General features: G+C 55.2%; 17 protein-coding genes. 6 read left to right on the forward strand and 11 right to left on the reverse strand.

Going from position 1 to position 23392, the window contains the following annotated elements; translation table 11 throughout:
- Window positions 1-77: 77 nt before the first annotated feature.
- Window positions 78-755 carry a YutD-like domain-containing protein gene (locus tag NYE26_RS25175; RefSeq protein ID WP_339250966.1) on the reverse strand — a complete coding sequence of 226 codons (678 nt, stop codon included), beginning with the start codon at window positions 753-755 and terminating at the stop codon, window positions 78-80.
- A 459-nt stretch (window positions 756-1214) separates the two neighbouring features.
- A complete protein-coding gene (gene lipA, locus NYE26_RS25180) occupies window positions 1215-2120 on the reverse strand; it encodes a lipoyl synthase (RefSeq protein ID WP_339250968.1) in 906 nt (301 codons plus the stop codon).
- 233 nt (window positions 2121-2353) lie between these two features.
- Here lipA and NYE26_RS25185 point away from each other — a divergent pair, with 233 nt between their 5' ends.
- Window positions 2354-3463 (forward strand): M23 family metallopeptidase, encoded by a 1110-nt coding sequence (locus NYE26_RS25185; RefSeq protein WP_339250970.1) that lies wholly within the window; start codon window positions 2354-2356, stop codon window positions 3461-3463.
- A gap of 61 nt (window positions 3464-3524) precedes the next feature.
- Here NYE26_RS25185 and NYE26_RS25190 read toward each other — a convergent pair whose 3' ends face one another.
- On the reverse strand, window positions 3525-5225 hold the full coding sequence (locus tag NYE26_RS25190) for an alpha amylase N-terminal ig-like domain-containing protein (protein ID WP_339250972.1): 1701 nt from the start codon (window positions 5223-5225) through the stop codon (window positions 3525-3527).
- A 116-nt stretch (window positions 5226-5341) separates the two neighbouring features.
- Here NYE26_RS25190 and NYE26_RS25195 point away from each other — a divergent pair, with 116 nt between their 5' ends.
- A complete protein-coding gene (locus NYE26_RS25195; protein ID WP_339250974.1) occupies window positions 5342-6370 on the forward strand; it encodes a LacI family DNA-binding transcriptional regulator in 1029 nt (342 codons plus the stop codon).
- 179 nt (window positions 6371-6549) lie between these two features.
- Here NYE26_RS25195 and NYE26_RS25200 read toward each other — a convergent pair whose 3' ends face one another.
- From NYE26_RS25200 to NYE26_RS25210, 3 genes are all read right to left on the reverse strand, one after another.
- Entirely contained in the window at window positions 6550-7221 is a 672-nt protein-coding gene (locus tag NYE26_RS25200; RefSeq protein ID WP_339250976.1) for an alpha/beta fold hydrolase, read from the reverse strand.
- Window positions 7222-7384: 163 nt separating this feature from the next.
- Entirely contained in the window at window positions 7385-7963 is a 579-nt protein-coding gene (locus NYE26_RS25205) for a hypothetical protein (protein WP_339250978.1), read from the reverse strand.
- 23 nt (window positions 7964-7986) lie between these two features.
- Complete coding sequence (locus NYE26_RS25210; protein WP_339250980.1) at window positions 7987-8523, reverse strand: hypothetical protein; 537 nt, start codon at window positions 8521-8523, stop codon at window positions 7987-7989.
- A gap of 956 nt (window positions 8524-9479) precedes the next feature.
- On the opposite strand from NYE26_RS25210, the gene NYE26_RS25215 reads away from it, so the two are divergent.
- The 4 genes from NYE26_RS25215 (at window position 9480) to NYE26_RS25230 (ending at window position 16971) form a co-directional block, all read left to right on the forward strand.
- A complete protein-coding gene (locus NYE26_RS25215; protein WP_339250982.1) occupies window positions 9480-10298 on the forward strand; it encodes a DUF6385 domain-containing protein in 819 nt (272 codons plus the stop codon).
- A gap of 162 nt (window positions 10299-10460) precedes the next feature.
- Window positions 10461-12530, forward strand: a complete 2070-nt coding sequence (locus NYE26_RS25220) for a glycosyltransferase (RefSeq protein WP_339250984.1) — start codon at window positions 10461-10463, stop codon at window positions 12528-12530.
- On the forward strand, window positions 12530-14347 hold the full coding sequence (locus NYE26_RS25225; protein ID WP_339250986.1) for a glycosyltransferase: 1818 nt from the start codon (window positions 12530-12532) through the stop codon (window positions 14345-14347). Before NYE26_RS25220 ends, NYE26_RS25225 begins: the two co-directional genes overlap by 1 nt.
- A gap of 515 nt (window positions 14348-14862) precedes the next feature.
- Window positions 14863-16971, forward strand: coding sequence for a glycosyltransferase (locus tag NYE26_RS25230; protein ID WP_339250988.1), 2109 nt, complete (start codon window positions 14863-14865; stop codon window positions 16969-16971).
- Between the two features lie 428 nt (window positions 16972-17399).
- Here NYE26_RS25230 and NYE26_RS25235 read toward each other — a convergent pair whose 3' ends face one another.
- From NYE26_RS25235 to NYE26_RS25255, 5 genes are read right to left on the reverse strand one after another with little or no spacing between them, the layout of a single operon-like run.
- Window positions 17400-18290: a glycoside hydrolase family 43 protein gene (locus NYE26_RS25235; RefSeq protein WP_339250990.1), complete on the reverse strand. Its 891-nt coding sequence runs from the start codon at window positions 18288-18290 to the stop codon at window positions 17400-17402.
- Between the two features lie 33 nt (window positions 18291-18323).
- The gene (locus NYE26_RS25240; protein ID WP_339250992.1) at window positions 18324-20165 is read right to left on the reverse strand and encodes a beta-L-arabinofuranosidase domain-containing protein; all 1842 of its coding nucleotides are present in this window, start codon (window positions 20163-20165) and stop codon (window positions 18324-18326) included.
- Between the two features lie 18 nt (window positions 20166-20183).
- Window positions 20184-20954 (reverse strand): carbohydrate ABC transporter permease, encoded by a 771-nt coding sequence (locus NYE26_RS25245; RefSeq protein WP_209880110.1) that lies wholly within the window; start codon window positions 20952-20954, stop codon window positions 20184-20186.
- 56 nt (window positions 20955-21010) lie between these two features.
- Entirely contained in the window at window positions 21011-21898 is an 888-nt protein-coding gene (locus NYE26_RS25250; RefSeq protein ID WP_339250994.1) for a sugar ABC transporter permease, read from the reverse strand.
- 21 nt (window positions 21899-21919) lie between these two features.
- Window positions 21920-23323, reverse strand: a complete 1404-nt coding sequence (locus tag NYE26_RS25255; RefSeq protein WP_339250996.1) for a sugar ABC transporter substrate-binding protein — start codon at window positions 23321-23323, stop codon at window positions 21920-21922.
- Between the last annotated feature and the right edge of the window lie 69 nt (window positions 23324-23392).

Below are 23392 nucleotides of genomic sequence, written 5' to 3' on the forward strand. Positions count from 1 at the left end.
CTTCAGCTAATGTGCTGAAGAGGCTTTTTGAGTTACATTGAGAAACCGGGGGTACATGCTGTCCCCTTGGCTATCGTCTAGTTGTCCTGCTTGTTCTGGTTACTATCCTGTCTGCTCTGGTTGTCCTGCTTCTCCGGTCTATCCTGCTTATTCTGATTCGCCTGCTTGTTAGACCGGTTGGAATGATTGTCTTTGTGTTCTCTGTTCTGCCGGGCATTATTCGGTTGGCCTTGCTGGCCTCTGCCCTGGAACTCTTTATGGTTCTTCTTGCCCTGGCCTTCTTTGTTGCGGTGATTGCGGCTCTGGTGTTCACGCACCGGTCTATCTTTGGTTACATGCTCCCGGCCTGCACTCTTCGTCTGCGGCTCCCGGTGTTCTTTTACCGTTACCATCTGTTCAGCATCCTGCTCCAGATCCTCGTCTAGCTCCGGCTCCGGGATTTCCTTGATCAGAATATCCTTGAAGCTTCCCTCCTGCGGGGACTCCTTCAGCTTATGCAGCACAAAGTACGCACAACCAAAGTTACAGTATTCATTAATATAATCCACCATGCCTGAGATGGCCGTGTCCCGGTTCACTTTAGGGTGATTATCCCGGTAAAAGCCTTTGAGGCGCAATTGGCTGTAGCCCCAGTCACCGATGATATAATCGTACCGGTCCAGCACTTCGCTGTATCTTCCGCGAAAAGCCTCAGGGTTCCAGCCATCCTTATGATCGAGCATCAGCTCGTAACCTTTTCCACCTATAACGATCAAGCGTGTGTCGCCTGCCTTTCAAATGAGAAATGGGGGGCGTTGATAAGCCGTCATTCCGCGGGATTTTGAATTTCCGGCCGCTGTTGTGGTCTGATTTCTTCCATTTAACCGCTGGGCGGTGAAATCAGACCACAAAGGCGGACGCTGACGCTCCTACAATTTCAAAATCTCTCTCCATGACTCCATCAACGCGAAGGGGGTGCAACCGCCACCCAAGAACCTCGCCGCAATTGCGGCATTGGTTCTTTCAGCCTTTCAAACCCCTTTTAAAACCTAAGCCTTTAAACCTTAAAGCTTGAACCTTAAAGCTTAAAAGCAAAAACCTTCAAAAACAAAAACCTAAAACAAAAAACATTCTGTGACTTCGTCATGCGGGGGAATTTGCACAGCAAATTCTAACAAAAGATCAATTGCTCTACGAAATACAGTGTTACCGTATACAGCGTTGCCGCTAAATACCTATGCCTGTGAAACGGAACGCGCCTCACGGGCCACGGCAGCAGACTTTACCTGCTCATGGGCACGATAAGAGCTGCGCACCAGCGGGCCGGCCTCCACATGGCTGAAGCCGCGCTTCAAGCCCTCTTCCTTCAGCACCGCGAACTCCTCCGGCGGATAGTATTTCTCCACATTCAGATGCTTCGGCGAAGGCTGAAGATATTGTCCTAATGTCAATATATCACAATCTACGGATCTAAGGTCATCCATCGCCTGCAGAATCTCATCCCACTCCTCACCGACGCCAAGCATAATGCTCGATTTGGTCGGAATCTCCGGCTTCATCTCCTTGGCCCGGCGCAGCAGCTCCAGGGAACGGCGGTACTTGGCCCTGGCCCGGACACGGTCGGACATCCGCTCCACAGTCTCGATATTGTGATTCAGGATATCCGGACGGCTGTTCATCACGGTCTCCAGGCTCTCGCGGTCCCCCAGAAAATCAGGAATCAGCACTTCAATGCTGCATAGAGGAAGGCGCTTACGGATCGCGGACACAGTCTCGGCAAAAATCGCCGCACCCCCATCCTTCAGATCATCGCGGGCCACGCTCGTAACCACACAATGCTTAAGCTGCATACCCTCGGCAGCCTCTGCCACTCGTTCCGGCTCCAGCAGGTCCAGCTCGGTCGGCAGGCCTGTATTCACCGCACAGAAGCGGCAAGCGCGCGTACAGATATCCCCCAGAATCATGAAGGTCGCCGTGCGGTTAGCCCAGCATTCATAAATATTCGGGCAGCGCGCTTCCTCGCATACGGTATGTAACGTCTTCGAGCGCATCATACCCTTGATTTCCTGATATTCCTCACCGGTGGTTAACTTGATTTTGATCCAGTCTGGCTTGGGCTGTTTGGCTGTTCGATTAGTCAAAGTGATGAGACCCCGCTTTCGATCTGAATGTCATGTCAATTTATTTCACAGTCAAAAGTTGCTGCCTCATATTATAGCATGTGAAGTAGTCCTTTGCCTGTTTTTGTGAACCTTGGAGCAGTCATGGATAAAAAAAGTCCTTTTGCTTCAATCTAAAGAAAAGCACCTGGCCCGAGTGCCGCTTCCGCAAACCTATATGCAATTCATGCGCCCAAACGCAGGAGGATGAGATCATGCTGGCCTTAATAAAGAGCCCCTACACCCGCAGAACCTTGATGTGTATGTCTGCCGCCGCCCTGCTCTGGAGCGGTAGTCCTGCCGAAAGCACCCAAGCTGCCCGTTATCATACAATTCCCGAACTGAGCTCGGGCAGTCCTGCTCCCGCAGACAGCAAAGAGACTGCCGCCGCTGACCGCAAGCAGCTATTTGAGCAGATGAGTGCGGCAACTGGAATTCCCTGGTACCGCTTCGCTGCCATCGATCAGTATGAACGTTCCATCGCCAGGAAAAGCAAAAAAACAGCCGCCGCAGATAGCACTTCTGCAGCGGCCAAGCCAAGGCTTACCGGAATTATGATTCCGGCGCCTGTATGGTCCGGCCCGCTGAACCCGGATCAGGACGATAAGCAACCGGACTCCATCCGCTTCTTCGGCGGCTTCGGGGTGGACGGATCAGGGGACGGCATCGCCGATCCCGAGAGCGATGCCGATGTGCTCTACAGCATGGCCCGCCACCTGCTCAAGTACGGGGATTCCGCTACGGATTTCAATATAGGGATCTGGGAGTATTATCACAACGGGCGGGCCGCCCAGCGCGTCTCCCAGTTCGCCAAGCTATATGAGCATTTCGGACGGCTGGACCTGTCCGGCAGTGCATTTCCGCTGCCGATCGGGACCAATTATGCCTACCGCAGCACCTGGGGAACCGGGCGGAGCTGGGGCGGCGCGCGCATTCACGAAGGCACGGATCTGTTCGCGCCGCATGGCCTGACAGTGCGCAGCACCTGCTTCGGCATTGTCGAGACCAAGGGCTGGAACCGCTACGGCGGATGGCGCATCGGTATCCGCGATATCGAGAACCGCTACCATTATTATGCCCACCTGATGGGGTATGAGAAGTCCCTGCTGCGCGGGGATATCGTCACTCCGGGACAGACCATCGGCTGGGTCGGCAGCTCCGGCTATGGCAGCCCGGGCACACAGGGCAAGTTCCCGCCCCACCTGCATTATGGCATCTACCGTGACCGCGGCATTACGGAGTGGGCCTTCGATCCTTATCCGCTGCTCAAGCAATGGGAGAACAAGGAATTCCGGCTGCTGAGACAAAACAAAAAGAAGAAATAACACCCGCTTGCTGCGTCCCTCAGAGTCCGTTACTCTTTTACCGTGGACAGAGGGTTACAGGTTAGTGCAGCATCAGACAGCCAAATGGCTCGATCTCCACAAGAAGCTTGCTTGAGCTGCGGAGGGTGAGTCCGCTTAACAGCTCAGTCAGCACTTTGGTGTCCGAACGGTAGGCGGGCAGCTCCAGATGGTAGCGGTTGGGGGAGTTATTGATAATTAGCCCCATCCGATCCTGCCCGCTGCGCCGGACATAGCCAAGGATCCCCCGCGTCTCATCTGTGAACCAGGGGCGGAAGGCCCCACGGCGCAGCACCTCATGCTCTGTTCTCAGCGAGATCAGCCGCTTGTACCAGTCCAGCAGTCCGGTATGCTGAGCCTGCTCCTCCCAGAGCATCGGCCGCCGGCAATGCGGGTCTGTAGCGCCTTCCATTCCAACCTCATCCCCGTAATAGATCATCGGCAGCCCAATATAAGTCATCTGGAAAAAGACAGCCAGCCGCATCCGGCTCATTGCCGTAGCTTCCCGGTCCCAGCCCCGGCCCCCCTCCTTGCAGGCGGTCAGGAAACGCAGCGTATCGTGGCTGCCCAGCAGCTGGAACATCGCCGAATTGGCCTGATCATTGTACAAGGCCTCCTGGTGCAGCAGCTGCTCCATGAACCGCGACGGCCCCGCAGACTGCGCTGCAAAAAACTCCAGCACCGCATCCCGCAGCAGGTAATTCATCCCGCCGTCGAACTGGTCTCCCCGCAGCCAGGGCCCGGAAGCATGCATAATCTCGCCGATCAGCAGAAGGTCCGGGAATTCCGCCTTCAGCTCCCGCCGCAGTCTTGTCCAGAAGGCCGGAGTCACCTCGTTGGCCACATCCAGCCTCCAGCCGTCGATCCCCGCTTCCCGCACCCAATACCTGGCTACGTCCATCATGTAATCTGCTACCTGGGGATGATCCATATTGAGCTTAGGCATACTCGCCTCCGCCTTGGCGAAGGTCTCATAGCCGGGAGCCGGCGCCCCGCTGACCGGGAAGGAATGGATATAGAACCAGTCCTTGTAGCGCGAAGCCTCCCCATGCTCCAGCACATCCCGGAAGGCAAAAAAGGTATCGCCGGAATGATTAAAGACCGCATCCAGCAGAACCTTCATTCCCAGCCGGTGGGCAGTCCCGACCAGCATCTTCAGATCCTCAAGCGTCCCGAATCCAGGGTCTACCTTATAGTAATCGGAAGTATTATACTTATGCCCGGAAGGCGATTCAAAGATTGGCGTCATATAAATAGCAGTCACGCCAAGCTCTTGCAAGTATGTAAGCTTGTCTGTAATGCCTTGAAGCGTCCCCTGATGGTAGCTCTCGGGGTAAATCTGATAGACCACCGTGTCTGAACTCCAGGCAGGCAGCGCAATAGCCTGCGGGCGGTGAATATAGGCATATTGAAAGGCACCCGCCTGGTCCCTGTTCTCCGAGCTTCCCCGCTCCCCATACCATAGGTATTCACCTGCGGGATTCCCGATGTGGAACAGATACCGGCATTTGCCAGTCTCGGCAGGAATAAGGGCTTCATGAATGTCATACGCTCCGGCACAGCCGATCCGCTCCATCTCTTGCGGAAGCTCATGGCCGGGTGAATCATAACGGTCAGCGTGGACAACCGTGCAGGACAAGGACTGTCCGCTCTGCACGAATAGTCTGAGTTTAAGCAGGCGGGGGCCTGCCGGGAAGGCAAAAGGGTCCTCCGCTGTGTGATATACGAATAACCGGGTAAGCATACTGTATAGTCTCCTTTTATGCCGCATAGAGCAGTCTCAGCAACTGTGTTATTATGACAGGTAGAACAAGGTTCGCCATTAGGGCGTACCATACCGTAAGGACGGGAGGGAAAGCTATGAAAGTTACTATTAAGGATATCGCCCAGGCAGCGGGTGTCGCCAAATCCACTGTATCCAAGGTCATGAACGACTCTCCCAAAATATCCGAGGAAACGAAGGCCCGGGTCCGGGACATCATCAAGCAGATGAACTATACCCCAAGCAGCATCGCCACCGGACTTGCCAGACAGAGCAGCAATACGATAGCTATCCTCATTGATATGTCCAAGGAAAGCGAGTTTCTCAATCAGTTCTTTTATAACATTATCGGCGGGGTGGAGAGCATCATTGGTCCTCTGAAATATGAGCTGACCATTGCCAATATCCAGCATGACCATGCGGAGGGGCATTTCCTGCAGAGGCTGGTGCTGAATAAGCGGGTGGACGGCATTATTGCCAACACCTCGGTGCTGACTCCTGAGCTGTGCGCGGAGCTGAACCGGCTTGAGTTCCCCTATATCTCCATCGGTGAGATCAACGCTCCGGGAATCTGGGTCGATTGCGACAATGAGCTGGGCGGATTCATGCTGACCCGGCATCTGCTGGACCAGGGCTACCCGTCTGTGGCCTTCATCGGCGGCGAGAAGGATGAGCCGCTCTTCCTGCGCCGTGCAGCCGGCTATCAGCGGGCACTCAGCGAGGCGGGAATGGCTGTGCAGAGCGGCTGGATCATCAATGGCCGGGCGGTGGAGGAGGATGGCTATCAGGCAGCCAAGCAGCTCCTGCAAAGTGCGAATCCCCCCGACTCCATCGTCTGCATGAGTAACTTCTCTGCTTACGGCGTGCTGCAGGCGGCCCGGGAATTGAATATCTCCATTCCTTCACAGCTGGGCATTGCCACGTTCGATGAATATCCCTTGTCCCCCTACACCACTCCTCCGCTGACTTCACTCGATATGGATACCTTCCAGCTCGGCGCATCCGCAGGACGATTATTAATGGACAAGCTGGATAACAAAGAAGCTGCTGTGAGCGGACAACTGCTGGAGCCGGAGTTGATTCCCCGGTTATCTTCCAAGCGAAGCGGCGGAGATGCTGCGGAATAACTAACGGAATCACGCAATAACGGAATAGAAGAATAGCGGGAGGACGGTAATCATCCTTTTCAATAGGAAACCGGTTTCCTTAAGCTGAAAATACCACGCCCCCTCCTCAATGTCAACGTATAATCATAAAAGCAGCGACAGACCGAAGAACCCTTTCCAGCCCTGGAAGGGTTCTTCGTCTACCCGGAATCGCCGGCGCGGCGGATAAACCGGAGCACTTCATCCATCATGGCGGGACTCTCCGCGCTATGGCAGACCATATGTCCGCTTTGCTCCATAATCAGCACCTGTCTGCGTTCCGAGGGGATCGTCTGCCGGAGATAGTCCGCACCTTTGAATTTCACCAGATGATCCCGCCTGCCCTGTACAATCAAGGTCGGCACCTTCAGCTGCGGATAAACCTCGAAGCTCTCACGCACCAGCCGCTGGAACTCCCGCGTGGCTCTCATGGGTGTAGAACCCCATTTGCTGAGATAATTCCGGAGCATCTCCGGGCGGACCAGTGTGCGCAGAATCTCGGCCGGGTTGAGCGGATACACCGGGGTTGACAACAAGGTGAGCGACTGAATCCTGGAAGCATACTGAACGGATAGCCGAGATGCAATCAGCGCTCCGGTAGAGAAGCCGATCAGATGCACTTTTTCGACGCTTGAGAATAGCTGCTTCAGCTCCTCCTCGGCGCTTAGCTGCCAGTCCCCCCGGCTTGAATGGAGCAGCTCCCTTCTGCTGCCTCCATGTCCATGCAAGGTAAACATTCTGGCCGCATATCCGTTCGCCTCCAGAAACTGCGCAAGCGGAGAAATCTCGTATTCGCCTCCGGTGAAGCCGTGTATAAACAGACAGCTCTCCATGCTTCCTCCTCCCAATCTTCTAATTCATCCATTTATAGAAAAATAAACCTTAACCACGCTGAAGTCAAGTGGGCACGGTTTTGCATAGCGTGAATATACCCCCCTTACAATTTCAAAGTCTATTCTCTCAAAGCGGCTATAGAGGTACTGAAGCATTGGCCCGCTATCTCTCCCACCAGTTCAGGCTTAGCGCAGATATAATCGTCCCGACTGCCGCGCTTGATGAACTTACGCTGATGCTGATGACATTGTTCGGAGGGACTATAATACTGCCAGTAAAAGCCGGACTGAACACTCCCGGAGCAATCTGATAACTCGCCAGCACGTTGCCCCCGGAAATAGCTGCGGTGGAGGACTGGACCGTCATGCTGCTTGCTGCCGCGCTGGCCAGATTATTATTTACCGGCGTCACCGTGGACGGTGAAGAAATTGTGCCTCCTTTGACAATGGTAAAGCTGCCAGAGATCGAGGTCAGCACCGAGGTGCCGCCGATACTGCCGCTGATCCGGGACAGATACAAGGTCCGGCCGCTGCCCGCAGGATTACTGATGCGGACTGAAATAACAGCCGAGAGAAGCGACAGCACGATCGTTGCCGAGTTCGAGGCATTCGCCGAGAATAATACGGCGGCCTGCGAAGCGCTGATCTCTGGCGGGGCACTGATATCCGGGGCACGGAAGGTGTTCGTCATTTCCACATAGACCGGCTGGTCATTGTCATTGATTACATAGTTGTTGGGCATGGTTCTTCTCCTCCTCTTCCGTTCTAAAATTCCCACCAGCTGATGTTGCCTGTTGCCGCAGTACTCCCTGACGCAATGGTTACCGATATCGTAAGAGAGTTGCCGGGAGGCAGGATCATCCTGCCGTCCATATTAAGGATGACCGGACCTATGGCCAGCAGCATCGACATTAATGTTGCCGGAGAACCTGTAGGCGCAGCCGTTGCGGTCCGGGCAGTGCCGACGCTTGTGACCGAGCTCCCGAAATTATAGTTGACCGGGGTGACTGTTGATCCACTCACCGTTGCATTACGCAGCAAGGTTAAGGTGACCGACGCTGTTCCCGTGCTTGCGATGATGCGGGAGATATACAAGGTACGTCCGCTGCCGCCGGGATTAGCTATCTGCATGACAAGCGGGGTTGAAGTACCCACCGTGGAGGCAAAAGGAATCCCAAACAATAAACCTGACATCGCGGCTCCCGCTTCAGGCAGAGTATCGATCCCGGGTGCAATATAGGTGTTAACCTGCTCGGTATACAGCGGCTGGCTATTCTGATTAAATACAGTCTCATTCGGCATATTCTCACTCCTTCTGTCGGTCTAGCATATTTTCATAGTATGCGAAGCTGTCCGGCAGGTTGTTTGGCGGCTGCGTATTTTTGCAGGGCTAACCCAGTCATTCTCTTAAAAGCTCCATATCCTAATATCACACCATTCGAATGGTCCTGTCCAACTCATGCTTCTCTCTATTAACCCGGCAGCCTATACATGCTTATGGACCCAGACGACGGTTTGGGTCTTTTCATGAGCAGGCTGACGGCAGAAATCGCCCACAGAAAGGATGACTCCATTTGCCAAATTTCAGTTCATTTCAGGCCAATCCGGATAATTTGCGCACACTTATTTTTGGGCGGGACCCCTCGACCCTGATCGACCGGCCGCTAACTACGGATACCAGCGGGAACCTGACCACCGTCATTTTGAACGGCACCATCTCTAGTATACTTGGTGCGACTATCACTGCTGGTACTTTAACATCTGCTGGTACGGTGACCAACCTCTTAGACGGTACGATTACTAGCGTGCTTGGTGCGACTATCACTGCTGGTACTTTAACATCCGCTGGTACGGTGACCAACCTCTTAGACGGTACGATTACTAGCGTGCTTGGTGCGACTATCACTGCCGGTACTCTATCATCTGCTGGTACAGTGACCAACCTCTTAGACGGTACGATTACTAGCGTGCTTGGTGCGACTATCACTGCTGGTACTTTAACATCTGCTGGTACGGTGACCAACCTCTTAGACGGTACGATTACTAGCGTACTTGGTGCGACTATCACTGCTGGTACTTTAACATCCGCTGGTACGGTGACCAACCTCTTAGACGGTACGATTACTAGCGTGCTTGGCGCGACTATCACTGCCGGTACTCTATCATCTGCTGGTACGGTGACCAACCTCTTAGACGGTACGATTACTAGCGTGCTTGGCGCGACTATCACTGCTGGTACATTAACATCCGCTGGTACGGTGACCAACCTCTTAGACGGTACGATTACTAGCGTGCTTGGTGCGACTATCACTGCTGGTACTTTAACATCTGCTGGTACAGTGACCAACCTCTTAGACGGTACGATTACTAGCGTGCTTGGTGCGACTATCACTGCTGGTACATTAACATCCGCTGGTACGGTGACCAACCTCTTAGACGGTACGATTACTAGCGTGCTTGGCGCGACTATCACTGCTGGTACTTTAACATCGGCTGGTACGGTGACTAACCTCTTAGACGGTACGATTACTAGCGTGCTTGGAGCGACTATCACTGCTGGTACTTTAACATCTGCTGGTACGGTGACCAACCTCTTAGACGGTACGATTACTAGCGTGCTTGGTGCGACTATCACTGCTGGTACTCTATCATCTGCTGGTACAGTAACGAACATCCTCGCTGGTACGATTACTAGCGTGCTTGGTGCGACTATCACTGCTGGTACGCTGAGCAGCGTAACGTCTATTTCCCAGCGCAGCTTCATTGAGCTGCCTACAACGGCAATTGCAACCTCGGATACCTATACGCCGCTGCCGGCCAACAATACCAGTGTCCTTGGCACCTATTCCTACTTCATTGTGAATACCGGAGCCAATCCGGTGAATACACGGGTCGAGATCAGTGCAGACGGAACCAACTATTTCGTCGATACGACCGGAGACAATCCGCTGCCAGCAGGTTCTGTAGACGTTATTGTGCCTGCCCGGTTCCTGAAATACACCCGCCTCTCCTATCAATCCGCCACGCCGGGTGCGGCTTCTACGCTTAATGTTATTTTTGATGCACAAGGAACGTAAGCATAATTTCCGTCATACGATGCAGGAGCCAAGAGTGCATGGATACCCATGTACTCTTGGCTGTGCGTTATTCCGCATCTACATAAGACGGCAGCAACGCATATACATTCTTAATTTTGCAAAATACCCGGAGGAATTAAGGCCCGCGAAGGAGGAACGATCTTGAATCAATCTGCCAAACCTACACTAGGAGTACAGCTCATAGTCAACAATGAAGCCGAGCTGCTCCCACGTTGCCTAGCTAGTCTGCAGGGCGCCGATGAAATCATCGTGGTCGATACCGGCTCCACGGACCAGTCCGTGGAAATCGCCCGGAGATACGGGGCAACGGTCATTGAAGCCCAGTGGAACCACCATTTCTCAGACGCACGCAATACCGGTCTCTCCCATGCGGCCAGCAGTTGGATACTGGTCCTGGATGCAGATGAAATCCTTCAGACTTCCATAGATTCAATCAAGGAGATTCTCGGAGGCAGCACAGCCGAAGCGTACACGGTGCGCATAGAGAACCTGCTGGGAAGCAGGCCCGAGGATCGTCTGTATCACCATCCTGTGCGGCTGTTCCGGGGTGGGCAGGGCTATCTTTTCAGCGGGAGAATTCACGAAAGTGTAGAGTCCTCTATTCTCACAAAACATGGGTCCGCCTCCATTAAGGCCAGTCCAATAGAGATTCTTCACTTCGGCTACCTGCCCCCGGTTATGAGCGCCAAGCATAAAATCAGCCGCAACGAGCACCTGCTGCGGCTTGCGCTTGCAGAAGAGCCTGACGATGTGTTCAGCCGTTATAATCTGGCAGTCACCTGCTGTCAGGACGGACGGCTGGAGGAAGCCGGAGAACTGCTGCGCCAGAGTCTTACCCTCGCTCCGCTTCAGGCTTTTTACCGTCCCTCGATCATTCGCGATCTGTGCAAAATCGATCTGGCCGCCGGTCATGTGAAAGCGGTCGACAGCCTGCTGACCCGCGAGCTGACACGTTATGGAGATTATCCCGACCTGCATTACATGCAGGGCCAGTCCTGGGAGAGCCAAGGATTCTATGAGCGCGCCGTCCAGTCTTACCAGCACGCCATAGATACCTCGTCTGCCCCGGCTCCGCGCAGAGCATACGTCACTGAACAGGGCATGGACAGCTTCCGCCCGCTGCACCGGATGGGGGCCATTTTCCAGCAGCTCGGGAAGCAAAAGGAGGCCGCGCAGCTGTACCATCGTGCGCTTCAGCAGCACTCCCTGTATCTCCCCGCTTTGGAGGGGATCGCTGCTGCTTTTCAGGAGCTGGAGGTGCCGGAGGGAGAGATCGCCGCACTCTTGATACAGCTGACCGGCACAGCACAGCGTGCTGCCAGAACCGCAATTATCGGTACTTTATATCGGCTGGGCGCTTATAAGGCAATTGCAGAGCTGCCGCCTGCGGTCTGCCCGCTGGAGGAGGACACCTTGCTGTTCCTGCTGTCTTCCTGGATTATTACCGGAAAATATCATTCGTTCAGGAAGACAGCCGACAAGCTGCGGGCCGGCACTCTACAGCTCTCAGCCGGAGGATTGAACACAGAAACGGTGCGGCAGCTATGGCTCCTTGAAGCCATGGTGACATGGGAACTGGGCGAGAAGCTGCAAGAGGAGCTCTGGCTGCAATCACCTGCGGAAGTGCGTTCCGAATTACTGGAGATCGATGCAAGGTTGTCGTCCGATGCTGCCGTGCAGCAAGCGGAGTTCGCCGCCTTCGGGGAATCCCCTCTGCTTGCCGAGGTCATCCGGCTTGCTGTGAAGCACCAGTTCATCGCCCTGGGCAAGCGGCTGGTTGGACGGTTTCCGGGACATACAAGCACTCTGGCAGAGGCGCTCTATGAGGAAGGCTGGCGTGCAGAGGCGGGGGAACTGTTCATTGGCCTTGCAGGCAGCAAGGAAGCTTCAGGGGCAACCCTGCGATATCTCGGAGAACTTCTCATAGATAAAGGGCATTATGCGGAAGCTGCCAGCTGGTACCGGCTTGCCTTGGGGGAATCCCCTGCAGACGATGCAGTTAGCACCGGACTGGCGCTCTGTTATCTTCATCTGGCGGAGCAGCGTCTCGCAGAAGCTGTAGAACGACTACAGGGGAAGGGGCAACAGCCTCATGGCCCGCTTCAGGAGGACAGTGCAGCGGTGGCTCAATCCATCGCGGTGCTGCGCCGCACCCCTTGGCATACGAAGTGGAATTACACCCAACGGCAGAGAGGAGCAGGTCTGAGCTAATGACCACGAAACCACACCAACCGCTGATTTCCTTATGCATGATTGTCAAAAATGAAGCCGACAACCTGGCCCGCTGTCTGCGGAGTGCGCGCGGGGCTGCGGATGAAATCATCATTGTGGACACCGGCTCCACCGACGCCACCCGATCCATTGCCCGCAGCTTCGGTGCCCGGATCATCGATTACCCGTGGAACGGGGATTTTGCCGCCGCACGCAATGCCGGGCTGGCCCTGGCACAGGGTACCTGGATTCTGGTGCTGGATGCAGACGAGGAACTGGATCCGGGGAGCCGGGATGAGCTGCTGGTGTGCGCGAAGCATACGGAGTATGAGGCTTTTTTTGTGCGGATTCATAATCATCAGGGGATGGAGCGCGCTTCGCAGACCCTTACGGTTAACCCGATTCTCCGTATGTTCAAGAACCGCCCGAATTATCGCTTCAGCGGCATTATTCATGAGCAGATTGCGGCTTCCATTGTGCAGGAGACCCCGGCGGCCGCGATGCATATGAGCACCGTGATTGTTCATCACTACGGCTATGCCGACGGAGTTGTGGAGCGAAAAGATAAAATCAGCCGTAATCTCGGATTGCTGAAGCAGCAGTTGGAGGAGAGTCCCGGAGATGCTTTTCAGCATTTCAATCTGGCGGTTGAATATATGCGGCTTGGCGATTACGGGCAGGCGCTGGAGCATATCGGCACCTCGCTGAACCTGGCCGAGCCGGGCACCAGCTATATTCATCTGCTCTATAAATACAAAGTCCGCTGCCTGGCGGTAACCGGTGATTACCCGGCTGCGCTGGAGGCCTGCGGGCAGGGAAGCTCGCTCTTCCCGGACTATCCCGATCTTCACCATCTCAAAGGTGCGCTGCTGCTGCAGGTATCAGCCTTAGCCGAAGCCAAGGCTGCGCTATGCAGGGCACTACAGATCGGAGCCTCCCCTCCCCTCTATCATACAGAATCCGGGTTAGGCACATATCTCACCCACACGCTGCTGGGGCAGGTCTGCCAGCAGATCGGCGAAGACCATGAAGCGGCAGCCTGCTTCACCAGGGCAGCCCAGCTCCAGCCGGAGCCCTGGCTGCTGATTCCCCGGCTCACGCGCCTGTTCAAATGCACGGGCCGCGAGCCCGAGCTTCACGGCTGGCTGGCCGGGCAGCTGCCCGGCATCCTGACGGAGCAGCGCCAGGAGCTACTGCGCCTGCTGGTAAGGGATGGCTGTTACACAGCGGCGGCTGATATGCTTGAGGGCGGTGTGGGGTCTGGTGTGGCGGCGGGAGAGATGGATGCGGCGATACAGAGTGCGGATGAGATCGATGGTGTGATGCAAGATGCGGGAGCGGTGGATGTTACGGCGCAGAGTGCGGGTGAGATCGATAGCGTGATGCAAGATGCGGGAGCGGTGGATGCTACGGCGCAGAGTGCGGGTGAGATCGATGGCGTGATGCAAGATGCGGGAGCGGTGGATGCTACGGCGCAGAGTGCGGGTGAGATCGATGCTGGGGTAGGTGCTGGAGCGGTAGATGATGCAGCGCTTGAGGTGCCGCCTAGCGCTGATTTGTTGAAGCTGTTGCAGCGGGCGGAAGCAGCTTCCGCAGCTGAGCTGAGCTACGATGATATCACCGGGCTGCTAAATCATCCTGCAGTTAACCCGGCGGACGGGAACACCTCACTCCCCTTATCTGCTATTGCTGCGGCTGTGCAGCCCTTGATTCTTTTGGCTGACAAGGTTCTGGCTGCGCTCGTAACTTCGGCCATATATTCACCGGCGGCTGCGGCTGCGCGTCTCACTCTTCCGCTTCCCAGATCAACCGATTAGTATGTCATCAGATGATCGGAGTTGCGATAAGCCTTAATTGTATTTGGTACAACTAAAACGCCTGATTGGTCACCAATTTCCGGTTTTGTTGTACTTCGTACATTTAAACATCCGTTGATTCTTCCCTCTCCCCTTTTTGGGCAGATTTAGTTGTACAGACTACAGTTATACAATGAAAGTGTGCCTTTTCGCTCGTTTTAGGTGTACGTTCTGCAACTATCCCTGCATAGTCCGTTTTTATTCAGCAGAGTGTCAGTTGCCTGGGCGTTGCGGACTGAGGAGCGTTTATTTTGCAGAAAACGCATGACTGGGAAGAGTTACGGACTCCACGGCGCTTAAAGGCGGATATGCTGCCTTAAATCATCGGTTAGAGTGATAATAGGTTCCTCTGAGTCCGCAACTCCGTAAAAAGTGCTGTTTTTTTGAAAATAACGGCTCTCCAGTCCGTAAGGAGTATACCCGCTTGCTTTGCACCCCTACTTTTTCAATCAATGTTAGAAAGGAGCTTATAGACTATGGATACTCCCGGGATCTCGCTCTGCATGATCGTAAGGAATGAGGCGCAACATCTGGAGCAATGCCTCCTGTCTGTTCAGGGTATGGTCTCGGAGATTATTATCGCGGATACCGGATCAGAGGATAACAGTATGGCTATCGCCGGCAGGTTCGGTGCCCGGGTAATCAGGCTGCCCTGGGAACACAATTTCTCCAAAGCCCGTAATCATACCCTACAGCTGGCCTCCTATGGGTGGATTCTGGTGCTGGATGCAGATGAAGCCCTTGCTGACTGGAAGCCAGAGGAGTTAAAGCTTCTGCTGGAATCGGAGCGTGCGGACGGGTATTTCCTGCCTTTTATTCATTATGTAGGTGATGCCTCCGGGCGCGAATACGTGACAGACAATGTTTGCAGACTCTTCCGAAACGATGTACGTATCTGTTTTCGCGGCAGCATTCATGAAGAGGTAGCCTCCAGCATCTGGAGCCTCCCCGGAGGACATATTGCTTATGCCCGTCTGCCTGTCCACCATTACGGCTATCTGGATGATGAGCTTCAGCGCAAAAATAAAGCCAGCCGCAATCTGGAGCTGATCCATGCTGCGCTAGAGCTTGAGCCCGGCAGTGTTCCCCTGCGGTACGCACTGGGGACGGAATATTACCAGCAGGGCAAGTACCCGGCTGCGGCGGACCTGCTACTGCCGCTCCTGGAAGAAGCTCCGCCCGACTCCGGCTATACCGCCGACCTGTATCTCAAGACAGCTTTTGCCCTCCAAGCGGGCGGGCGGCCTGCGGACGCGGAGTCTGTCTATCAGGCCGGGATTGGGCTGTACGCAGATTTCACTGATCTGCTGGAGAGCTATGCGGGTCTGCTGCTGGAGCAAGGGCAGGTATGGCGGGCATACCCTCTGCTCCAGCAGGCGCTGGACAGCGGGGATACCGCACATAAATACCCTTCCTCCTCCGGCAGCGGAACCTACCGCACCCGCCTTTCCGCCGGGCGGGTCTGCGAGCAGCTGTTCCTCTACGAGGAAGCAATGGAGCATTACAGACAGGCGATCGGCTACGCGCCTGATGACGTAACCGCCTGGGAGCAGCTGGCCACGTTGTGCCTGCTGTCCGGGCAAACGGAGCAGCTGACGGTGTTCACGCGTCAGCTGCTCCCTGCCCTGCCCCGGCGAGTGCTGAGCAGGCTGGTGCCTGCCGCACTCAATGCCCGCGCCGCCCCGTGGCTGGCGGCGCTTCTCGCAGCACCGCATCTGCCGGAGGATATCCGGCAGGTGCTTCAGGTGCTGCTGGGGACGCTGTTCCGGGACCCGGAACAGCCCGGGGCCGCATCCGCTGAGCTTGCGCGGATGCAGAGAGGTGCGCCGGATGACCCGTGGGTATCCGGCTATCTGTGGGCCTTGTCCTGCCGCAGCAGCGGAATCGCCGCGGCAGGACAAGGCCTGGGGCGGCTGGCGGGGCAGCAGCCCGGCCCGGCGGAGCATCGGGCAGGCTCTAACAGCATGCAGGAGCGCCAAGTCGCCTCCCCCCATGCTGAAACCAGCCATTCCAGGCTGCCACAATGCCAAGCCGAAGAACAAGAAGACCCTTCTGTTCCGGCAGAATGTTCCTTCCCGGCCCCCGATATCGGCAGCTTAGCCGATTCGGAACACCGCGCAGACACACCGCTTAGCTCTACAGATTTTTCTTACGCAGCACAACTGCTGCTTCAAGCAGGCGCTTGGGACACATTGCTCCTGCTTGGCAAGCCCTTTGGCGCTGCACACTTTCTCTGGAGCAGACTTCCCCTGCCGCTGTTGCAAGGAATGCTGCATGCACCTGCTTCATTTAGATTACAGTGGTGTGCGGAATATACCGGGCAATCTCAGTACCATAGATTGCCCGGGGATGCTGCCGAATGGCTGCTCTATGCAGCCATAGCTCAATCCTGCGGGCAAGCTCCACAGCTTACGTCAGACGATGAACAGACGCTACTGCAATCCGGCAGCGCTGCTGCAATAACTGGCCTCAGTTATTACATGCTGCTGCTTGCAGCGGAGGTTCACCCGGAGGGGAGCATCGCCGCTACTGGCAGCATTCCGTGGCTGCTGCTTGTGAAGTCGGTGCTTCAGGGTGGGGGATGACGGGAACTGAATTGTCTTTGCCGCCCAATGTTTGGAATGTAATTTTTGACTTTTGCAAATCAACTGTATAAGAAACAATTTCATTATCATGAATATTTTGCATTCGTCCCCAACCTCCCAGTGAAAATCCTGCTCAAAATACAACATTACCCTGCTCATCCCGGCTACATTCCAAAATTACTGCATAAAAAGCAGGATTTTTCATCCTCCAAACGCTTAGCGGGGGCAATTCTTGCATTTTATACAACAACTCTATCATATCCCCGGATATCCCGGTTTCCGAGTTGCAATTTGTACAACATTATGGGAATACAGGGGGAATAACATTAATTGAATGACGCATTCCTCTCCGGCACCACGACAAAAAAGGCCCCGTCATAAGCCAAGGCCTCATTCCTCCTGTATTCACCTACGATAAGCCGACAAGCTTACCACCGGTCGGTCATCCTTACCGGCTTGATAACGCCTGCACCGAGTTCCAGTCTGTCGATGCATAACATGCGGTTGCCCGGCTCCCGGTCTCCGATGAGTCTGCGGTGATAGACGATCAGCCATTCATCGCGCTCCGGCAGATGCAAATATCCATGATGGCCGGGGCCTTCCGCCACCGGCTCCTGCCTCTCCAGTATGGTCCCCAGGTTCGGGAATGGACCAAGCGGGTTGTCGCTTACGCCATAAGCGACCCGGTAGGTCCCGTTGGTCCATCCGCCCATTGACCACATCAGATAATACAGGCCGTCCTTCTTGATCATACACGGCCCCTCCACATAACCCGGCGGAGTGACGGAACGGATGACCTCTCCGTCCGGGAACGGAACAAACCCCGTCATCTCCTCATTCATCCGGGCCACGTTGCAATGGCCCCAGCCCCCGTAATACAGATAGATTGCACCGTCATCATCCTTGAACAGATGAGCGTCGATCGGCTGTGCGCCGTGAATGAACCCGCCGATCAGCGGCCGGTGGAGATACCCTCTGTAGGGGCCTTCGGGAGCATCCGCAACAGCAATCTCCAGCCCGCCGGCTTCGCCGTCCTTCTGGATATCGTTCGAGGCAAAGACCAGATAATGCCGGCCGTGATGCTCAATCTGGGTCGGAGCCCATACCGCTCTCCAGATCCAGGGGAAATCATCCATTTCGATGATCCCCTCGTGGGTCGTCCAATGAATCAGGTCAACGGAGCTGAAGGCATCCAGATTCATCTGCCGGGTATATTCCGTGAAGGATCTGGTGGCATACACATAATGCCTCCCCCCATATGTTCTGGCCTCCGGGTCAGCATACCAGCCCGGGATAACCGGGTTCGTAATTCCGCGCAAGCGAATCTCCTCCTTTGCTCTGCACTAGCGAATTCAATAGCTGTACAGGCCACTTCCTTCCCGTTCCCGGACCCAGACCTGCATGAAACCAGGCTCCCTGTTGTCCCAAGCATAATAGGGGATGAACCTGAGCGGCCTGCCGTCTGCATCCCGGCTCTGCAGCACCGTCACCCCGCCCAGCAGCTCCGGCAGATGCTTCACCCGAAACCTCGCTCCGGCCGGCAGGGAGAAGGCATCATAGGAACTGCCGGGATGGTCCGTCTGCTCCAGACAATATACAACGGGTCCCCGCTGTACAGCAACCCTCCCTCTGTCCGCCTCCACCTCCGGTCTGGCCCGCACCTTATTCACGGGCAGCTCCAGCTCAAGCACCACCGTATCCCCCGGCGACCAGTTCCGCTCCAGCACGATATACCCCTGATGCGTCAAGGCTTCCGCCTCCCCGATGCTGATGCCTCCCGCTTCTACTAGGTATCCGCTGCACCACTCCGGTACCCGCAGCCGGATACTGAATTCGGCGCTTGCAGCAAGGTTCACCTCAAGCTCTATCCGGCCATCCCAGGGATACCGGGTGCTTACCTTCAGCCTGACACCCAGCCCGCTGCCGAGCACCAGTTCCGCTTCGCTGTTCATATATTGATTCACCGCCAGGCCATCCTCTGTAACAGCATAGGCGTACTGGCCCAGGGATGGCAGAAAGCGGGCCAGATTGGTCGGACAGCAAGAGGTTTCAAACCATGGGACACGATGATGCCCGCCCTGGGAAGCAAGCGGATTCTCATAGAAGTACTTATCCCCGGACAGGGAGATTCCTGACAAGGCGCCATTATAAAGCTCACGTTCCACCACATCGGCATATTTACCGTCCCCGAACGTCAGATTCATCCGGTGATTCCAGAACACCATGGCAATGGCGGCGCAGGTCTCGCAATAGGCGGTCTCATTGGGCAGATCATAATCGGAGGTGAAACCTTCATTGTGCCTGGACGGCCCAATGCCGCCCGTTACATACATGTTGCGCTCCACCGTATGTGTCCAGACCCGGTGCAGAGCCTCCGAATAAGCCGAATCTCCAGAAGTATGGACAATATCCGCCATGGCCGTATACAGATACATGGCACGGACGGCATGGCCGGTGACCTGCTTAATATCGCGGACGGGGACATCGTCCTGGCAATAGGCCGGTCCCCACTCCGGATTATCCCAGATCGCGCCAACACCATAGCCATGGCCGCGCTCCTCCAGCAGCCAGAGTGCCAGCTTCCAGTAGCGCTCACTCTGCGTCACGCGGTACAGCTTCACCAGTGCCAGCTCGATCTCCTCATGCCCCTCCACCCAGTGCCGCTTGCCGGGGCCGAACACCTCGTCAACATGATCGGCCAGACGGCAGGCTACCTCCAGCAGCTCGCGCTTGCCGGTGGCTTCATAATAGGCAACCGCCGCTTCGATCAGATGGCCGCCGTTATACATCTCGTGCTTCTCCATGTCCGTCCACTTGCCCTGGGGATTCTCCAGGGTAAAGTACGCACACAGATACCCGTCTTCTTCCTGCGCAGCCGAGATCAGCCCGATGATCCGGTCAGCCTCAGCCTCCAGCGCCGCATCCCGCTCTGACATCAGCGCATAGGCAATGCCTTCAAGCACCTTGTAGACATCTGAGTCGTTATAATATTTGCCTTCGTAATGCCCTTCCAGCAGTCCTGCTGCCTTGGCGAAGTTATTGATGCGGCCGGTCTCCTCACATTTGGACAGGCAATCCGGCAGCGTGGTCTGCCGGAGCACCTTCAGACGCGGCTTCCAGAACTCGTCATTGATAGTTACACAGGTGAAGGACACATCTTGCCAGGTATGAATCTTCGATTGTTGCTCTGCCATTTCTGTTCCCCGCCTCCTTTATCCTTTTAATCCCGTTAAGGTTATGCCCTCCAGGAAGTACCGCTGTCCGGCCAGAAACACAATGACGCAGGGCAGAACGACGGTCGCCGAGGCCGCCATCAGCAGATCCCACTGCGCGGTATAGGTGCCCTGGAACATTTGCAGGCCCAGCGCAAGGGTGAACCATTTGTCGCTTTTCAGATAGATCAACGGTCCCATGAAGTCATTCCAGGAGGCCAGGAAGCTGAACAAGGCCACTACGATAATCGCGGAACGGCTTAGGGGAAAGATGATCCGGGTATAGATCTGCCAGTAATTCGCCCCGTCCACATAGGCAGCTTCATCGAAATCGCGCGGAATGGTCAGATAGAATTGCCGGAGCAGGAAAATATTGAAGATCCCCCCGCCGAAATAAGCGGGCACAATCAGCGGATACAACGTATCGTAGAACCCCATCATCTGCCAGCCCAAAAAGCTTGGGATCATCGTCACCGCCGCCGGCAGCATCATGCTGGTCATCAGGACCGCGAACACCGCATCCCTGCCCTTCCACGGAATCCGTGAGAATCCGAAGGCTCCGATGCTGCTCGTAATTACGGTTCCCACCAGCACGGTGACCACGATGATGAGCGTATTCTTGAAGAAGACATCGAACGGCAACACCGTAAGCGCCTTATGGAAATTGCCCCATTGAAACGGCTTCGGTATCCATTCGGGGGGCATGGTGAATATCTGCGATAAATTCATCAGCGAGCTGCGGATCAGCCAGACAAACGGAATGATGAACATACAGGAGATTAGGATCAGCGCCCCGTAACCTGCGGTAAGTGAAAGCTTCGATGGCCTCAAGCCCGGCCCCCCCCTTCGTAATACACCCATGACTTCGAGGTTCTGAAGACGATGAAGGTGAAGAACAGAATAATGACGAACAAGATCCAGGCCAGCGCGGACGCATACCCCATCTCGGCATCCCGGAAGCCTGTTCTCCACAAATAAAATACATAGAACAAACTCCGGTTATTCGGTCCGCCCTGCGTCAGAATGTAGGCTTCGTTGAAGACCTGGAAGGAACCGATAATCGTCATGATTGTATTGAAAAAGATTGTCGGGGTGACCATCGGAACCGTCACATGGCTCAGCTTACGGAACCAGCCCCCTCCATCCACCTCAATGGCCTCATAATACTGCCGGGGGATGCCGGATAGTCCGGCGAGGAAAATAATCACCGTGCTGCCGATCCCCCAGAGCGTGGTAAGTACGACCGAGGGGATCACGCTGCCTTCGCCGTACAGCCAGTTGCTGGTCGGCAGATGCAAGCGGCTCAGCAGTGAATTGATGAGGCCCAGGTCAGGGTTAAGCAGCCACATCCAGATCATGGCCGAGGCCACCGCCGGAACAATGCTCGGCAGGTAGATGATCGTACGGAAGATAGCCCTTCCCTTTACATTGAGATTCAGCAGCAGCGCAATCCCGAAGGAGATGAGAATCACCGCAGGCACACGCAACACGACGAAATAGAAGGTGATCCCCAGCGATTTATAGAACAGCTCATCTTCACCTGAGAACAGCCGCAGGTAATTATCCAGACCGGTGAAAGCGGTCTGCTCTTTGAACACATTATAGTTAGTCATGCTGAGCACCAGGCTGGCGATCATGGGACCCAGCGTAAAAATGGCAAACCCAAGGATGGCGGGGGCGGTGAACAGCAGCCCGTAGAACATTCCTTTTCGCATACTGGCCTCCAGTCTTGTTGATTATTCCTTGATATCGCGCCGTCCCTTAATCTGGGCCTGGACCTTTGCCGCGATGGAGTCCATCGCTTCCTGGGCCGTCTGCTGGCCGAGCCACACCTTATCCAGCGCAGGATTGACCAAGTCCATAATATTGTTGAAATTCTTCACATAGCCGGTCGGGGTCTGATGCCCTTTGGTCAGAATCACATCGACAATGGCTTCCTTATAGCCGGACGGTCTGGCGTCCAGATTCTCCGTCCATTTGGCCAGTAGCGCAGGATCGGTGTACCAGTCCTTGGGAGATGGCATCCAGGTTCCGGCTGTAAGCATGTCAATGGAGGCTTCGGGATCGAGCAGCGCCTTCAGCAGCTCCCAGGTCTCCTGGGGATGCTTGGTGGATTTAAAAATGGAGAACATGCCGCAGACCACGGTGGTGACCGGCTCCTTCATTACAGGCATGACCCCGACATTGAAGTTGAACTTCGACTGGGCGAGGCCTGCACTGGCCCATTGCCCGTCTACCGTCATCGCTACCTTTTTGGTCTGGAGCGCCACATTGGTGGCCGGAATGTTCTTGGACTGCACTGGTGAAGGAGAGACATGGTGGACATTCATCAGGTCGGATATTTTCTGGAGCGCCTCCACCGCCTCCGGCTGGTTCAGCCCGAAGGTTTTACCGTCTGCAGAGATGAAATCCCCGCCGTTGGAATAGATGAAGTTGCTGTACACCCCCCACCAGGTGGAGATATTTGCTCCATATTGCTTGATTCTGGTCGGATCGAAGCCTTCCTGGTCCGCTGTTTTGCCGTTCATGTCCACGGTCAGCTTCTTGGCAACCTCGACGAATTCATCCCAGGTCCAGGCATCCGCCACATTGGACGGAGGAGGTTCAATACCGGCGTCCTTGAAGATATCCTCATTGTAGAACAAGGCGAAGGATTCGGGGCCGGGGCCGATTCCGATAACATTGCCCGGCTCCAGGGAATAGGTAATATTGGGAACCAGTGTATCCGGACTGATGTCGGCATCCGTATCCAGGAATTCCTGAAGATTATAGAATTTGCCCTGCTCCGCCATCGGAAAAGCAATGGTGCCCGATTCCATCATGGCAATGTCCGGAACATCATTCCCGGCGACCATGGTCGTCAGCTTAGTATCATAATCGGCGGCAATATGCTGAAGCTCGACCTTGACGCTCGGATGCTTGGCCTCGAAATTCTGAATCGCTTTTTTATAAGGAGCCACTTCCTCCGGCGAGCCCCAGACCGTCATCCGCAGCTTAATATTCTCCTTCGATCCGGAATTCCCGGAAGATGCGGAAGTGTCAGGGCTTGCAGTATTAGACTTTGAGCACGCAGACAGCACGGCGGCAAGCATCAGAACCAGAGCCAATGTGATGAAGACTGATTTCCTGGGTTGCGACATATTCGGAAGCCCCTCTCGATTTCTAAGTTCAACGGGTTCATAGCTGCAGTCTATGATGTCTTTATTATA

The sequence above is a fragment of the Paenibacillus sp. FSL P2-0136 genome (genome assembly GCF_037975325.1).
Classification (GTDB): Bacteria; Bacillota; Bacilli; order Paenibacillales; family Paenibacillaceae; genus Paenibacillus_AQ; species Paenibacillus_AQ silagei.